The 14639-nt window shown below is 60.9% G+C and carries 20 protein-coding genes and 1 pseudogene; 11 read left to right on the plus strand and 10 right to left on the minus strand.

The genetic code is table 11. The features are described 5' to 3' along the window. The 3 genes from CO667_RS26350 to CO667_RS26360 form a co-directional block, all read right to left on the minus strand. The coding region (locus CO667_RS26350; protein ID WP_097621230.1) for a ThuA domain-containing protein at window positions 1–539 on the minus strand (539 nt) is incomplete at its 3' end. Window positions 540–734: 195 nt separating this feature from the next. Further along, the gene (locus tag CO667_RS26355; protein WP_097621231.1) at window positions 735–1076 is read right to left on the minus strand and encodes an SMR family transporter; all 342 of its coding nucleotides are present in this window, start codon (window positions 1074–1076) and stop codon (window positions 735–737) included. 18 nt (window positions 1077–1094) lie between these two features. Then, on the minus strand, window positions 1095–1658 hold the full coding sequence (locus CO667_RS26360; protein WP_097621232.1) for a TetR/AcrR family transcriptional regulator: 564 nt from the start codon (window positions 1656–1658) through the stop codon (window positions 1095–1097). A gap of 164 nt (window positions 1659–1822) precedes the next feature. Between CO667_RS26360 and CO667_RS26365 the strand changes: the two are divergent. Then, window positions 1823–2241 (plus strand): annotated as a pseudogene (locus tag CO667_RS26365) (group II truncated hemoglobin). Window positions 2242–2243: 2 nt separating this feature from the next. Beyond that, window positions 2244–2615 carry a DUF423 domain-containing protein gene (locus tag CO667_RS26370; protein WP_097621233.1) on the plus strand — a complete coding sequence of 124 codons (372 nt, stop codon included), beginning with the start codon at window positions 2244–2246 and terminating at the stop codon, window positions 2613–2615. Between the two features lie 276 nt (window positions 2616–2891). Here the strand turns inward: CO667_RS26370 and CO667_RS26375 are convergent, their stop codons facing one another. From CO667_RS26375 to CO667_RS26395, 5 genes are all read right to left on the minus strand, one after another. Continuing rightward, window positions 2892–3206 carry an antibiotic biosynthesis monooxygenase gene (locus CO667_RS26375; protein ID WP_097621234.1) on the minus strand — a complete coding sequence of 105 codons (315 nt, stop codon included), beginning with the start codon at window positions 3204–3206 and terminating at the stop codon, window positions 2892–2894. An 8-nt stretch (window positions 3207–3214) separates the two neighbouring features. After that, complete coding sequence (locus CO667_RS26380; RefSeq protein ID WP_097621235.1) at window positions 3215–3487, minus strand: hypothetical protein; 273 nt, start codon at window positions 3485–3487, stop codon at window positions 3215–3217. Next, entirely contained in the window at window positions 3484–3891 is a 408-nt protein-coding gene (locus CO667_RS26385) for a DUF2325 domain-containing protein (RefSeq protein ID WP_097621236.1), read from the minus strand. Before CO667_RS26385 ends, CO667_RS26380 begins: the two co-directional genes overlap by 4 nt. 108 nt (window positions 3892–3999) lie before the next feature. Beyond that, on the minus strand, window positions 4000–5325 hold the full coding sequence (locus CO667_RS26390; RefSeq protein ID WP_097621237.1) for a TonB family protein: 1326 nt from the start codon (window positions 5323–5325) through the stop codon (window positions 4000–4002). Between the two features lie 146 nt (window positions 5326–5471). Next, window positions 5472–5894: a hypothetical protein gene (locus tag CO667_RS26395; RefSeq protein ID WP_097621238.1), complete on the minus strand. Its 423-nt coding sequence runs from the start codon at window positions 5892–5894 to the stop codon at window positions 5472–5474. Window positions 5895–6072: 178 nt separating this feature from the next. Between CO667_RS26395 and CO667_RS26400 the strand changes: the two genes are divergently transcribed. The 7 genes from CO667_RS26400 (at window position 6073) to CO667_RS26430 (ending at window position 11088) form a co-directional block, all read left to right on the plus strand. After that, window positions 6073–6255 (plus strand): hemin uptake protein HemP, encoded by a 183-nt coding sequence (locus CO667_RS26400; RefSeq protein WP_012758649.1) that lies wholly within the window; start codon window positions 6073–6075, stop codon window positions 6253–6255. Between the two features lie 8 nt (window positions 6256–6263). After that, on the plus strand, window positions 6264–7313 hold the full coding sequence (locus CO667_RS26405) for a ChuX/HutX family heme-like substrate-binding protein (RefSeq protein ID WP_097621239.1): 1050 nt from the start codon (window positions 6264–6266) through the stop codon (window positions 7311–7313). Window positions 7314–7324: 11 nt separating this feature from the next. Continuing rightward, complete coding sequence (locus tag CO667_RS26410) at window positions 7325–8254, plus strand: ABC transporter substrate-binding protein (RefSeq protein WP_097621240.1); 930 nt, start codon at window positions 7325–7327, stop codon at window positions 8252–8254. Between the two features lie 2 nt (window positions 8255–8256). Beyond that, window positions 8257–9366: an iron ABC transporter permease gene (locus tag CO667_RS26415; RefSeq protein WP_097621241.1), complete on the plus strand. Its 1110-nt coding sequence runs from the start codon at window positions 8257–8259 to the stop codon at window positions 9364–9366. A 24-nt stretch (window positions 9367–9390) separates the two neighbouring features. After that, window positions 9391–10185: a heme ABC transporter ATP-binding protein gene (locus tag CO667_RS26420; protein ID WP_097621242.1), complete on the plus strand. Its 795-nt coding sequence runs from the start codon at window positions 9391–9393 to the stop codon at window positions 10183–10185. A 147-nt stretch (window positions 10186–10332) separates the two neighbouring features. Then, window positions 10333–10677, plus strand: coding sequence for a DUF883 family protein (locus tag CO667_RS26425; RefSeq protein WP_097621243.1), 345 nt, complete (start codon window positions 10333–10335; stop codon window positions 10675–10677). Between the two features lie 9 nt (window positions 10678–10686). Then, window positions 10687–11088, plus strand: coding sequence for a hypothetical protein (locus CO667_RS26430; RefSeq protein ID WP_097621244.1), 402 nt, complete (start codon window positions 10687–10689; stop codon window positions 11086–11088). Window positions 11089–11417: 329 nt separating this feature from the next. Here CO667_RS26430 and CO667_RS26435 read toward each other — a convergent pair whose 3' ends face one another. Further along, window positions 11418–11975: an RNA polymerase sigma factor gene (locus tag CO667_RS26435; protein WP_007630757.1), complete on the minus strand. Its 558-nt coding sequence runs from the start codon at window positions 11973–11975 to the stop codon at window positions 11418–11420. A gap of 10 nt (window positions 11976–11985) precedes the next feature. Further along, window positions 11986–12192 carry a NepR family anti-sigma factor gene (locus tag CO667_RS26440; RefSeq protein ID WP_007630755.1) on the minus strand — a complete coding sequence of 69 codons (207 nt, stop codon included), beginning with the start codon at window positions 12190–12192 and terminating at the stop codon, window positions 11986–11988. A 253-nt stretch (window positions 12193–12445) separates the two neighbouring features. On the opposite strand from CO667_RS26440, the gene CO667_RS26445 reads away from it, so the two are divergent. Together CO667_RS26445 and CO667_RS26450 are read left to right on the plus strand one after the other, a co-directional pair. Next, the gene (locus CO667_RS26445; RefSeq protein WP_003581798.1) at window positions 12446–13240 is read left to right on the plus strand and encodes a response regulator; all 795 of its coding nucleotides are present in this window, start codon (window positions 12446–12448) and stop codon (window positions 13238–13240) included. A 191-nt stretch (window positions 13241–13431) separates the two neighbouring features. Continuing rightward, a complete protein-coding gene (locus CO667_RS26450) occupies window positions 13432–14427 on the plus strand; it encodes an HWE histidine kinase domain-containing protein (protein ID WP_179874225.1) in 996 nt (331 codons plus the stop codon). Window positions 14428–14639: the final 212 nt, after the last annotated feature.

Genomic DNA, 14639 nt, shown 5'->3' on the forward strand with positions numbered 1-14639 from the left:
GAGCGGAACACTTCGCCGCCCTGGAACCAGGAGATGAACACCGTTTCGAGCGGCTCCGGCACCGAGAACTGCTCACCATACATTTCTTCGTTCTCAAGCTCGAAATGCTCGCCGATACCGGCGGCAATCGGATGGCGCTGATTGATCGTCCACAGACGCTCGCGCTCACCCGCCTCGCGCCATTTCAGCGCGCAGGGCGTGCCCATCAGCCGCTTGAAGATCTTGGAGAAATGGCCGGAATGCAGCACGAGCAGGCCCATGCCCTCCCAGACGCGCTTGGCGACACGCTCGACGACGACGTCGGAGACTGCGCCGTGGTCCTTGTGGCCCCACCAGGTCAAGACGTCGGTTTCGCCAAGGCGGGCTTCGCTGAGGCCGTGTTCCGGCTCCTGCAGCGTCGCCGTCGTCGCCGAGATAGCGGGATCTGTATTCAGCGCGGTGGCGATCGTCGTGTGCATGCCTTCGGGATAGATCCCCCGGACGATTTCATTGGTATTCTCGTGGATATTCTCTCCCCAGACGACGGTGCGAATGGCCATGATGTGCTCCTGTGGAACCTGGAAGTATCGATAGGCGGGAAAGCAGATGAATTCAAAGCGCTTTGGAAAACGCAGCTGGCTGCGCCTCCGTCTCCTCCGCGTCCAAGCAACACATAGCCCCTTGTCGGTATTTTGACAAAGGGGAAAATTTGCCGGCGGAGGATCGAAAATCCGCCCGGCAATACCACAGCAATATCAATGTGAAACGGATTTCGAGAACAGGTTGACGACCATAACCCCCGTTATGATCAGCCCGAGCCCGACGATGGCCGGCAGGTCGAGGCGCTGCTTGAAGAAGACCAGGCCGACCGAGGAAATCAGCACGATTCCCAAAGCGCTCCAAATCGCATAGGCGATACCGACCGGGATGCTTTTCAGCGTCAGCGACAGGCAATAGAAGGCAGCCGCATAACAGGCGACGACGAGAACCGTCGGCCCGATGCGGGTGAACTGCTGCGACAACTGCAGCGCCGTCGTGCCGATGACCTCGAGCACGATGGCGGCAAATAGCAGCCCGTAGACGGCAGCCTGGCTCATGGCGAATTCCTTTGCGGACTATTTCCCGGTCAGTTCGACAAGGCGACCGATGAGATCCCGCCTCAGAACGTCGTCGATATCGTGGCTTTCCAGCGTATCTGCAAACCACAGGCCGTCGGCGGCAAAACGCACGACCTGTGCGTCGAGGGAGGAATCGGTGCCGATGTACTCCTCCGCTCGCGCCTGCACCCACTGGCGCCAGCGAAGACGCAGCCGGGGTTCGGCAAGAAGCGCGATCGTTACCTGCGTCCAGCTCCTGGAATCGTCGGGACGATCCTTGAGACCGGATACCGCCCTGAGATAGGCACGGGTGAAGCGGCCCTGCGGCTGCGGGTCGCCGCGCATCAACTCCTCAATATCGGCGTCGAATTTTTCGAGCAGGCTCTCGAACAGCGCATCGAGCAGCGCATTCTTCGTCGGGAAGTGATGCAGCAGCCCACCCTTGCTGACGCTGGAGGCGGATGACACCGCATCGAGCGTGACGGCGGCCATGCCGTCGCTGGCGGCAAGGCGCGCGGCGACTTCCAGCAACTGCTGGCGCACGAGAGCCGGTTGTTTCTTGCGATGGTGAGCGTTCGACATGCAAATAAAAGATACCGTCCGGACGGTTTTGTCAAGAAGAATCGATTGGAACCCCTGTGGTGCCGGGATTATGCGCGAAATGCCGCGGCAGCTTGATGACAGTTGCGATCGTTTTCCGAGAGGTGCATGAAGAGGCGGGGATAATGCTATTCAGGGATGGTTTCGTGACGGAGAAAGTCACCACACTCTACGAGGCGATCGGCGGCGATCCCGTCGTGCGGGCGCTGACGCACCGCTTCTACGAACTAATGGACAGGCTGCCGGAGGCGAAAAACGTGCGCGCCGTGCATCCGCCGAGCCTTGAGGGCAGCGAAGAGAAATTCTACGAATATATGAGCGGTATCTCGGCGGCCCGCCGCTTTATACCGAAAAGCGCGGCCATCCGCGCCTGCGCAGCCGCCATTTCGTCGCCGAGATCGGCCCTCTCGAGCGCGACGAGTGGCTGCTCTGCTTCCGCCGCGCCCTGGACGAGACGATATCGAGCCAGGCGCTGCGCGATCTGATCTGGGCGCCGGTCGAGCGCCTCGCCTATCACATGCAGAACAAGGCCTCAGACAACAAGGCCCCTGACGATAAGGATTGACCATGAGCTTGAACGCGCGTCTGGAGCCGGTGCTCTATCTCTTCGCCGGCCTGTTCGGCGTGGCCGGCGTAGGGCTTGCCGCCCTTGCCGCCCATGGCGGCGGCGAGGCCAATCTTGCCGCATCCGCATCCGCCATGTGCCTTGCCCACGCCCCTGCCCTGCTGGCATTGGCTCTCGGCACCGGCAGGCTCAGAACCGCCTGGCTGGCCGGTTTCCTGATGATCTTGGGAACGCTGCTTTTTGCCGGCGATCTCGTTACCCTGCGTTTCACCGGCTCCGGCCTATTCCCCTATGCCGCCCCGACCGGCGGCTGGGCAATGATGCTTGGCTGGCTGGTTGTGGCGGCAGGTGCCGTGTTTCGTGTCAAGGCTTGAGAAACGCTTTGGAACCCTGACGTCTTGTTTCCGGGGATGCGGTACATGAGAATATTCATCCACAAATTGACCGCTGATGGAAGGCGCCTACCTCTCCTCCCTCATCCCTGTGCTCGTCACAGGGATCCAGCGCGCCCAAGTCCTTGGGCGCGAAAGACTCGTTCATTGCAAGGAGTCAATTCACGGCGCAGACGCGCCGTTGCTGGATTCCTGTGACGAGCACAGGAATGAGGAGAGCGGGAACGCCTCGCCTTCCATGCACGAAAACTGCATCAATCAAATGCCGTCGACCACATTGAAACCTTCGAAAACCGGCGGTCCCTTATACATCGCCTTACGGTCGCCGGCATTGCGGTGCGCCGCGCGAAAGCTCTCGGACTTCGTCCAGTTCTGAAAATCCGCTTCGCTGCTCCAGACCGTGTGCGAGGAATAGAGCGTATAACCCTCCTCTTCGCTGACCTTGCCGCGCAGCAGGCGGAATTCGACGAAACCGGGCACCTCGGCGAGAGTGGAATCGCGATTGCGCCAGACGGTTTCGAAATCACCCTCGCTCCCGGTTGCAACCTTGAAGCGGTTCATTGCGATATACATGGAATCTCCTACGCTTTCCTCTCGCCCGCCCTTGCCGCACGCGAGGGAAAGGCGAGAATATTATTGCCGTTTGCCGCCGCCTGGCCAAGCGGCCTTGTTGCGGCTTCTCCCGGCATGCGCGCTTCCCAGGTCGGGAACAGCGTCACATTCTGGTAGATCTGCTGGCGTTCGGCATGCTGCTGGAAAAGTTCATAGAGCTCGGGCACGAGACCCTCGCCTGTCTGCGCGGCGAGCTTGTGCAGGCCGATCATGGTGAAGCCGTCGGGGCGCTGGTCGTTCATCGGGCATTGTCTCGTTCGTTCATCGTCTGCAGCGCACGCTCCAGGCTGGACTTGCTGCCGTTGCGCAGCGGGATGAAGGCCTTGCCGAACTTCTTGCAGCCGGTTTTCACCCGCAGGCAGGCATCGTGGCTGATACAGTCGATCGGGCAGAACACGCAGTCGACCGAGGGAAGCACGGTATCGATACGGGAAACCGCTTCGCGCAAGCCGCCATCGTGATGAATGAGCTCGGCGCCGAAATTGCTGCAGATCTGCCGAAGATGCGCCACCTGGCAGTCACGGCCGCCGACATAGAGGAAACTGCGGCCATCCAGTTTGGATCGTCCGGTGGATGCCTGGCTGGCGTCCTCGCCCGCGCTGTCGCGGACCTCCCGGTTCGAACCCTTCTTGCCCTTGCGAGCCATATACCACCCGTTCGCTCGTTGATCGTCACACGATTCCTGCGTGTGCGGGTGGCACCTTATTAAACTTGATTTTTAGAGTAAAGTATAAAGTTGATTATTTTTATCATATTATCTGGTGACCTGAACTTCCTGGGTGAAAGTCCAGCTAGGCTTGCCCCACTCCGAAGGCAGCGGCGGAAACGGCGCCGCGCGCCGCACACCATCCAGAACAGCTTTATCCAACTCTGCAATACCCGAACTGCGAGCAACGGAGACCGACGCCACCCTGCCTGTTCCGTTAATCGTCAATCGAATCCCTACGGTCATACCGCCGCTCTTGTTTTTGTATTCATCAGGCACGCGAACAGCGCGACGGATCCGCTTCTGTATCTTACCAGGGTAGTTGGCTACGGCAGCACTTCCCATACCATCAGTTCCGCCTGTCGTGGTCGACGTGCCGTCAGTTTGCGGCCCGTCCTGGCCGTTGACCACGCCTCTCCTCGACTCCTCACGATCTGAGCCCTCTTCCCCACCAGCAGGCTTGGCCTTCTTCTGAGGCTGCTTCTTTTCAACCGGTTTCGGTTTTTCCGCTTTCGGCTTCGGTTTTGGCGCCGGCTTGTCTTCAGGTTCCGGCGAGACTTCGACAGGCTTTACTTCTTCCGCCGGAATTTCGGTGGGCTGTACAGCCGTTGGCACCACTTCTTCCGGTACCATTGCCTGCGCGATATCAGGGTTGGGCTGTTCGGGCGCAGCCGTTGCCATCGGCTGAACGACAAAAGATTCTGCAGGGCTCTCGGAGACAAGCACCTCTGGCTCGGCAGCGACAACAGCCTCAGGAGAAACCCGCGTAACTTCCTGCACCGACTGAACGATCTCCACCGGCTGGGTCTGCTCCGGCGGCACGGTCGTGGCATCTAGTTCGGTGGCCTTCTCCGATTGAACTGTATCCGGCTCAACCTCCTCCGAAGCAACTTGCTCGGGCTGCCGCTCTAACTCCCGATCGCCGGCCGATGTCTGGTCAACGTCAGAGTCGCCATACACGACAACGCTGACAGCCTCACCAGCATCTTCAATCGCTTCGTTCGGCGGCGTCGGCATGAACACGCTAAGAGCGACCACCAGACCAGCATGAAAGAAGAACGAACCGACACACGTCAGCATCACCCGCCGCCGCACCGGCGCCTTTTCATCCTCCTGCTTTTCCACCGCCGCATCCATCGGCGGCGCGGCAGCGGGAGCCGTCGGCGCAGCTTCCGGATGATCGGGAAAAGAAGGTATCTGCGCGAAACGCGCATAGTGGACCACCGCCTCGCCGGCCGGCTGCCGCTGAACATTGCGTAGATCGGAAAGCTCGTGGCCGGGATGCATGCCGGGAGTATTGTCGTTCAAGCTGCCGTCAGCGTCCGGCTCCGCGATGAGCACCTGTCTCGATCTGGACTTCGCTGAAATTGCCATTGTGTATGCCTCGGACAGCCTGAAACATGTCCGCCGGGGTTCATCCCCGGCGTATTCTTGAGCAATTCCAGCAAAAGTGCGCAGCGGTTTTGCATCCGGAATTGCGTGAAAACAAAGAGCTAGAGCATTTCCCGCATGGAAATGCTCTAGCCCTCGAAGGGAACTGAAATCTGCGAGCGGGTGACGAGACCCTTCATGCATTCGCCGGCAGCCGGCCCGTCGCAGACCGGCGTGTCGTTGATGAGGATGCGCGTGACCGTCTCGCATTTGACATTCGGCATGTCGAACTGGCGCACGCGCTTCTTGCCCTGCGGCAGATCGCGGAAGTCGAGCACGGTGATGCGGTCGACGGCATTCTTGTCGTTGAAGAAGGCGAGCTCAAAGGAGATCTTGTTGATCGGCGCCTGCAGATTGTTCTCGGCGACGAAGGTCATCATGCAGCCCTTTTGCGATGGCGCCAGAGCATTGAGTTCGACACCCAGCTTGGCGCTTGCCGCATCCTGCGCCTGGCATACGCTTGAAACCGCCATCACCATGCCGGCCGCAACAGCCGCAAACCTAACCGTCATCATCTTCTCCGCCATTGTCGCGAACCGCCGCCAGACGGCTTCAAATCAGCAATCTCAAAAACTTGACTGCATTAGTCTCCTATTGCGTCTTTAAAAAACTATGAGTAAGAAAGTCAAGATAAATGTCATCACAACCGGGGACCCCTGATCCCCGGCCCCACGGAATTGCCAAACCGAAATGATGGTTGAAAAGCCAGATAACTTTAAGCACGTGCCGCTGCAGAGCGAGCCTGCGGCGCAGCACCGGATCGTCGAAAGCGCGGATCTTTTCCGCGGCACGAACGAGATCATGATCAGACATGACGGCTTGGTCTATCGTCTGAAGATCACCCGTCAGGGCAAGCTCATTCTCAATAAGTAGGGTAAGACATGACCGAACAGACAAGACCGGCGCCAGCCGAAATCCGGGCGTTTCGCGCCGAAAATCCAAAGATGCGCGAGCGCGAGATCGCCGCCCAGCTGAAGATATCGGAGGCAGCCCTTGTCGCCGCCGAAACCGGCATCAGCGTAACCCGCATTGACGGCAGTGCGCTGAAGCTTCTCGAACGCGTGGCCGGCCTTGGCGAAGTGATGGCGCTGTCGCGCAACGAAAGCGCCGTGCACGAAAAGATCGGCGTCTTCGAAAACATCAAGAGCGGCGCGCAGGCCGCGATCGTTCTCGGCGAAAATATCGACCTGCGCATCTTCCCGAGCCGCTGGGAACATGGTTTCGCCGTCTCCAAGAAGGATGGCGACCAGGTGCGCCTCAGCCTGCAATATTTCGACAAGGCGGGCAGTGCCGTGCACAAGGTGCACCTGCGCCCGAATTCGAATGTCGAGGCCTATCACGCGATCGTCGCCGAGTTGAGGCTGGAATACCAGTCGCAGGACTTCGTCGAGGCTGAGACCTTAAATGCCGTCGACGAAACCGCCGACGTCAGCCGCGACGAGCTGCGCGACAATTGGAGCAAGCTCACCGATACGCACGAGTTCTTCGGCATGCTGAAGCGCCTGAAGATCGGCCGTCAGGCGGCCGTGCGCAGCGTCGGCGACGACTATGCCTGGAAGCTCGACAACACAGCGACGGCTGACATGATGCATGCCTCGGTGAAGTCAGGCCTGCCGATCATGTGTTTCGTCGCCAATAACGGCATCGTCCAGATCCATTCCGGCCCCATCTTCAACGTGCAGGCCATGGGCCCGTGGATCAACATCATGGATCCGACCTTCCACCTGCATCTGCGCCAGGATCACATTGCCGAGACCTGGGCCGTGCGCAAGCCGACCAAGGATGGGCACGTCACCTCGCTGGAGGCTTACGATGCCGCGGGCGAGATGATCATCCAGTTCTTCGGCAAGCGGCAGGAAGGTTCAGACGAACGCGCCGAGTGGCGCGAGATCATAGAAAATCTGCCGCGGGCAGCCAGCGTGGCCGCATAAGGATCATAGTGATGACGATGCGTAACAATCTGCGCCGGTTCCGCCCCTGGCAACTGGCCCTGACGGCTGTTGTCATGGCACTGCCGCTGATCCCGTCGGCGCCGACGGTCAAAGGCTTCGCCCTCGTCCGCGCCGCCCATGCCGAGGAAAAGAAGCTCGACACGTCGCGGCTGGTTTCGGTCGGCGGCGACGTCACCGAGATCATCTATGCGCTCGGCGAGGAAAACCGGCTGATCGCCCGCGATACGACGAGCCTTTATCCGGAGGCAGCGCTGAAGCTGCCCAATGTCGGCTATATGCGGGCGCTCTCGCCGGAAGGCATCCTTGCGATGAACCCGACCGCAATCATCGCCGTCGAGGGTTCCGGGCCGCCGGAGGCGCTGACCGTGCTAAAAAATGCCAGCGTGCCCTTCGAGATGGTGCCGAACGCCTTCACCCGCGACGGCATCATCGCCAAGATCGACCGGGTCGGCACGCTGCTTGGCGTGCCTGACAAGGCGAAGGCGCTTGAAGAAAAGGTCGCGGCCGATCTCGACGCGGCGATCGCCGATGCCGAAAAACGTCCGGAAGCCGAGCGCAAGCGCGTTCTCTTCATCCTCAGCGCCCAGAACGGCCGGATCATGGCCTCGGGCACCGGCACGGCGGCCGATGGCATCGTCAAGCTCGCCGGGGCCGTCAACGCCGTCGGCGCATTCCCCGGCTACAAGCCGCTGACCGACGAGGCGATCATCGAGGCCAAGCCCGACATCATCCTGATGATGAACCGCGGCGATGGCGCCGGCACCAAGAACGAGGACCTGCTGGCGCAGCCGGCGATCGCGCTGACGCCGGCTGGCGAGAAGAAAGCGATCATTCGGATGGATGGCGTCTACCTGCTCGGCTTCGGCCCCCGCACGGCAGCCGCCGCGCGGGATCTCAACACGGCGATCTACGGGGGCTGATCATGGCCCTGCCGCAAGCCATGGAACGAGGGCGACACTTCCCGATGGCGGACATTCGCGCAAGCCGGCAGGCGGGCGACAGGACACGGCTTGCCTTGCTGGTTATCGCGCTGCTTGTCGCCGGCTCGGTCTTCTCGATGCTGTTTTCGGTGACGACAGGCGCTTCGGATGCCTCGATCCTCGATGTCATCAGCAACATGGCCGGCTCCGATACGGCGCTCAGCACGCGTGACCGGATCATCATCTTCGATATCCGCCTGCCCCGGGCGATCCTCGGCTTCCTGATCGGCGCCTCGCTGGCGGTCTCCGGCACGGTGATGCAGGGCCTGTTCCGCAATCCGCTGGCCGATCCCGGCCTCGTCGGCGTCGCCTCCGGCGCAAGCCTCGGCGCAGTCACCATCATCGTGCTCGGCGGCAGCCTTGCAGCCCCGCTCACAGCACTGCTCGGCATCTACGCCCTGCCGGCGGCCGCCTTCGGCGGCGGCCTCGTCACGACACTGCTGCTCTACCGGATCGCCACCCGCCACGGCCAAACCTCGGTGGCAACGATGCTGCTTGCCGGCATCGCGCTCGGCGCGCTTGCGCTGGCGCTCACCGGACTGCTGATCTACATGGCCAACGACCAGCAGCTGCGCGACCTGACCTTCTGGAGTATGGGCTCGCTTGCCGGCGCCACATGGACGAAGATCGCCGCCACCGGCCCGATCATCCTGTTGTCCTTCGCCGCCCTGCCCTTCATGGCCCGCGGCCTCAATGCCATCACCCTCGGCGAGGCCGCCGCCTTCCATATGGGCGTGCCGGTGCAGCGGTTGAAGAATGTCGCGATCGTCGGTGTAGCCGCGGCGACCGGTGCCTCCGTCGCCGTCAGCGGCGGCATCGGTTTCGTCGGCATCGTCGTGCCGCATATCCTGCGCATGGCGATCGGCCCGGACCATCGTTTCCTGTTGCCGGCCGCAGCACTGCTCGGCGGCTCGCTGCTGATCTTCGCCGATGTGCTGGCCCGCACTCTGGTCGCCCCGGCCGAGCTGCCGATCGGCATCATCACCGCGGCGGTCGGTGGGCCGTTCTTCCTGTGGATCCTGCTGCGGCAGCGTTCGCGTCTTGCCCTGTGAGCGGATGTTGGGAGTGACGTTCAGATGATCGAAGTGTCCGGCGTCTCCGTGCGCCTTTCCGGCAAGGCCATCATCAGCGACGTCGCGTTCACGGCAAAGGCGGGCGAACTGACGGCGATTGCCGGGCCGAACGGCTCCGGCAAGACGACGACGATGAAAGCGATCTCCGGCGAGCTCGCCTATGGCGGCTCGGTGCGCATCGGCGGCGACGAGGTGAAGGAACTGAAACCCTGGCAGCTTGCCGCTGTTCGCGGCGTGCTGCCGCAGGCAAGCACGATCTCCTTTCCCTTCACCGTGCGCGAGATCGTCCGCATGGGCCTGACATCGGGCCTCAACCTCAATCCCGACAAATCAGAGCAGACGGCGGCGGCAGCGCTTGCCTCGGTCGACCTGACCGGTTTCGAAGGCCGTTTCTATCAGGAACTCTCCGGTGGCGAGCAGCAGCGCGTGCAGCTTGCCCGCGTGCTTTGCCAGATCGCCGAGCCTATGGTCGACGGCAAACCCTGTTGGCTGCTGCTCGACGAGCCGGTCTCAAGCCTCGACATCAGCCACCAGCTGACAATCATGACGCTCGCCCGCAACTTCTGCGAACGCGGCGGCGGCGTCATCGCCGTCATGCATGATCTCAACCTGACGGCGCTCTTTGCCGACCGCATCGTGCTGATGAAATCCGGCCGCCTCGCCGCCGCCGGCAGCATCGGTGACGTGCTGACTGACGAAACCATGCTCTCGGTGTTCGGCTGCGCGCTCAGGATCAACCAGGTACCATCAGACGGCACACCCTTCGTGCTCGCCCACAGCGCCGTTTCCCGCCGCTGAGCCTGCCGGTACGGAACTTTTGACCGTGCGACACGTTTTCGGCAGTGATCTGGGTCAATGCCGGGCGATATGATTCATGCAACGGACGGTGGTGACCCCAGTGCGATTTAGGCGGGCTTGCGCGCGCCCCAGCCAATGGAGACAGCCATGAGCTATTCTATTTTCCAGTCCGGCCGCAGCCGCCGCAACGGCACCTTCCACAATTTGGAATCCGGCATCGAGGAGCAGATCGAGGCGTTGCGCGACGAACTCGCGGAACTGACACGCCTCGTCGGCAAGAGTTCGCGCCACCAGGGTGAAAAAATCCGCAGCCAGGCCGGCGCCGGTTATGAGGAATTGCTCGGCCGCAGCGAGGATCTGCTGCGCGAATTGCAGCGCGGCTATGAGCGCGGTACGACGGAAATGCGCGCGACCGTGCGCAAACATCCGCTGGCAACGATCGGCGCCGCTGCCGCTTTCGGCCTGGCCATCGCTTTCCTCGCTCGGCGCTGAGGACGCGCGATGCTGTTTTCGATCCTCAGTGTGCTGACGGGCGCAAGCGTGCACCGGACCGTTGCGCGCGCCAAGCGCAATAGCATCTTCATCGCGCTTGCCGCACTTTTTCTCCTCACCGCCTACGCGCTTGTTGTCGCCGCGGGCGCCATCTGGCTCGCCGGCATCTACGGCGCGCTCGGCGCCGTTCTCTTCCTGGCCGCTTGCGCGCTGCTGATCGCCATCATCGCACTGGTGGTCATGGCGGTCATCAATGCCCGGGAGAAGCGTCGCGCCCGCGAACGTCGCGCCGCGCTGGAATCCTTCGCCACTGTCGGCCTCGGCCTTATCCGCGCCCAGCCCCTCCTCACCGCCGGCGTCCTAGCGGCCATCGTCGCGGCGAATCTGGTGGGGTCGAAGCGTGAGGATTGAGGGGGGACTTACTCCGCCTCACGTACCAACGCTAAGATTAGGCAGATCCACCCACCCCACCCTCCCTCATTCCTGTGCCTGTCACAGGAATCCAGCCACGGCGCGTCCGCGCCGTGAATGAACCAAAAGACTCTCAACAGGATAAGTCTTTCGCGCCCAAGGACTTGGACGCACTGGATTCCTATGACGAGCACGGGAATGAGGGAGGAGAGGTAGTTGCCTTGAACAGCTATGGATGACTTGGGTACGCGTCCTTCCCCCGATCCTACAAACCAAAAAAGCCGGCGCCCCGAGGGACAACCGGCCTTCCTCCCAAATATAACTCTCTATCAGAACGCAAACGCCTTCGACGTCAGCGGCGCCGAGGTGGCATCGGGGCCGAAATCGGCCTCGCCTGAAATCTGCAGCAACTCCTGCAGCCGTTGGCGAGCCCGGTTGACGCGGCTCTTGATGGTGCCCACGGCACAGCCGCAGATTTCGGCCGCCTCCTCGTAGGAAAAACCCGAGGCACCGACGAGGATGATCGCCTCACGCTGGTCCGGCGGCAACTGGTCGAGCGCCTTCTTGAAGTCCTGCAGATCGAGCGCACCGTATTGCGAGGGGTGCATCGCCATCGATTCCGTGAACAGGCCGTCGCTGTCCTGCACCTCGCGGCCGCTCTTGCGCATCTGGCTGTAAAGTTCGTTGCGCAGGATCGTGAAGAGCCAGGCCTTCATATTGGTGCCCATCTCGAAATGATCCTGTTTGGCCCAGGCTTTCATGATGGTGTCCTGGACGAGATCGTCGGCACGATCGTGCCGCCCGATCAAAGAAATTGCGAAGGCGCGGAGACTTGGGAGTGCCGCCAGCAGTTCCCGCTTGAAGCTGGGTTGCGCTTTATCTTCCATGCAGATGATCCTATTCGGCCATTTTGGCGGAAGCCATCATTTCGGCATGGTCAAGCTTTTCGAGAAGATCGAGAAAACGATCCGGGATCGCCTCCTCCTGCGCGGAGGCATACAGCGACCGCAGCCTGACACCGATCTGATTATTCGGGTCCAGGATATCGCTTGCCCGCAGCTCCAGCTTACGCTGATCGGCTGCTTCTTTCTTGCGTGTCGTCATCAATTCGTCTTCTCGCCGGTTGTCTGTTGGGGCGTGCAGGGGATCAATCATGATTTCAACCATCGACACCGAGCCTTCTATTGTCGATGTCCCTGGCATTTTTTGCTTCATGGGTCAAAACGCTACGCCCTTTCCTTGTCGGCTGGAATAATGCGGCGCGACAAAAAAAGTTCCTGCCGTTCCGGAACTTTTTTAGCAAGACGACGTTAACCGGTCATTGGAGCCAATGCCGGCCTGTATACGGGAGCCCTTAATGACACTTTCCACTCGAATCGCGCCGCACCTTCCTTATCTGCGCCGCTATTCCCGCGCCCTTACCGGCACTCAGACTTCGGGTGATGCCTATGTCGCCGCCGTACTCGAAGCCATCATCGCCGATCTCACGATTTTCCCGGATACGGCGAATGACCGGGTGGCACTCTACAAACTGTTTACGCAATTGTTTGGTTCCACCGCAGTCCAGATTCCGGAGCCGACATCGCCCTATGCCTGGGAACAGCGCGCCACGCTGAACCTTTCGAAGGTTTCACCGGGCGCCCGTCAGGCCTTCCTGCTTGCCTCCGTCGAGAATTTCCGCGTCGCCGAGATCGGCGAAATCCTGGAACTCGACGAACAGGACGTCATGCGCCTGCTCGACATGGCCTCGCAGGAGATTTCCCGTCAGGTCGCGACCGATATCATGATCATCGAGGACGAACCGCTGATCGCCATGGATATCGAGCAAATGGTCGAAAGCCTCGGCCATCGCGTCACCGGCATTGCCCGCACGCATGCCGAGGCCGTCGCACTCTACAACAAGACCAAGCCGAGCATGGTCCTGGCCGACATCCAGCTTGCCGATGGCAGCTCCGGGATCGACGCCGTTAACGACATCCTCAAGACATCGAGCGTCCCGGTGATTTTCATCACGGCTTTCCCGGAAAGGCTTCTGACCGGCGAGCGCCCCGAACCGACTTTCCTTGTCACCAAGCCCTTCAATCCAGACATGGTCAAGGCACTGATCAGCCAGGCTCTCTTCTTCAACGAATCGACCAGAGTTGCCGCCTGAGACGCAATTCTTCGGCCTTCGGAACCAAATCGCCAAAACAGGCGTTCCGGTGCTACCGGGACGCTCCGGTGGCTTTAATGGTTTTTGCAGCGCTTTGTTCTAGAGTTGACAGGCGGAGCCTCGAGGGCGCTCCCTTCAGCGAGGTTCAAGATGTCACAGGGAAAGGCGGCCGAGTGAATAGGACTGAACCATTGTCCGGCATGCCTTTTACCTTCGAAGGCAAAGCCGCAATGATGGAACGCGCGCTCGGCAGCGCCGGGATTTCAATCCTCTGCCAGGATGCCCGGCTTTCGATCTTCTACGCCGAAAATCTGCCGCCGCATTTCGCGGCACTCTTCGCACCCGGCGGCAGCGACGCCGCTCTTTTCGGCGACGCGCATGGGCGATATCTGACAGCGCTGAAACACAAGGTGCTGGAAACCGGCGTCCCCAACAATGCCGAGGTCGAGATCACCGTCGACGGCGAAATGCGCACCTATGAACTGAAAATCCAGCGAACCAGTGAGCGCGGCAAATATGGTCTTCTGTCCGTCATGGCTGAAGTCACCGAAAGCCGGCATCGCGAAAAGGTGCTGAAATCGTTGCTGCGCGAACTTTCGCACCGTTCGAAAAATCTTCTCGCCATCATCCAGGGCATTGCCACGCAGACCGCGCGCAACACGCTCTCTCTCGACAGTTTCCTCGGCAAGTTTCGCGGACGGCTGCAATCGCTTTCCAACTCGCAAGATCTGATCACGGATTCGAGTTGGCGCGGCGCCTATCTCTTCGAACTCGCCGAAAAACAATTCGCCCCCTATTGGCCGGAAACATCGGGCTCCATGCCGATCTATGGCATCAATGCCCATCTGACCCCGAATGCCGCCGTGCATCTCGGGCTCGCCCTTCACGAACTGATCGTCAACTCCGCCTCCTACGGCGCGATAGCAGGCGGCGCCGCCTCGATCACGCTGAATTGCCGGGAAGCCATGATCGGCGAGAGGAAGGCGATCGAGGTTGCCTGGGCAGAGGTGCTGCAAGATCAATCGGAAATTCACGAATTCAGCGACAACAGCTTCGGCCGCACCGTGCTGGAGCGTGTCGTACCCTCGTCCGTCAACGGCAAGGCGGAGTTGAGCCTCGCTCCCGGCCGCATCGAATATCGCCTAACCATTCCGGAAACCGAATTCGAAATCTTCAAACGCCTGTGAAAGCCCAAGGATAACGGAAAAACAGCCGGTGCGAGGGCGGCGCACCGGCTGTCTTCACTCACCGGGAGGGGACCGTGAGTACGTCCGGATAGTGGGTTGGGGGCGCGCATGTTGGGTCGATGCGATCACCATCCGGATATCGCAATAACGACGACATCAAATATTGGTTCCCCGCCGAACGAAAAAAATTCGACTTTTTTGAATCTTTTTTC

Origin of the sequence: Rhizobium sp. L43 (assembly GCF_002531725.1) — a bacterium.
Taxonomy (GTDB): Bacteria; Pseudomonadota; Alphaproteobacteria; order Rhizobiales; family Rhizobiaceae; genus Rhizobium.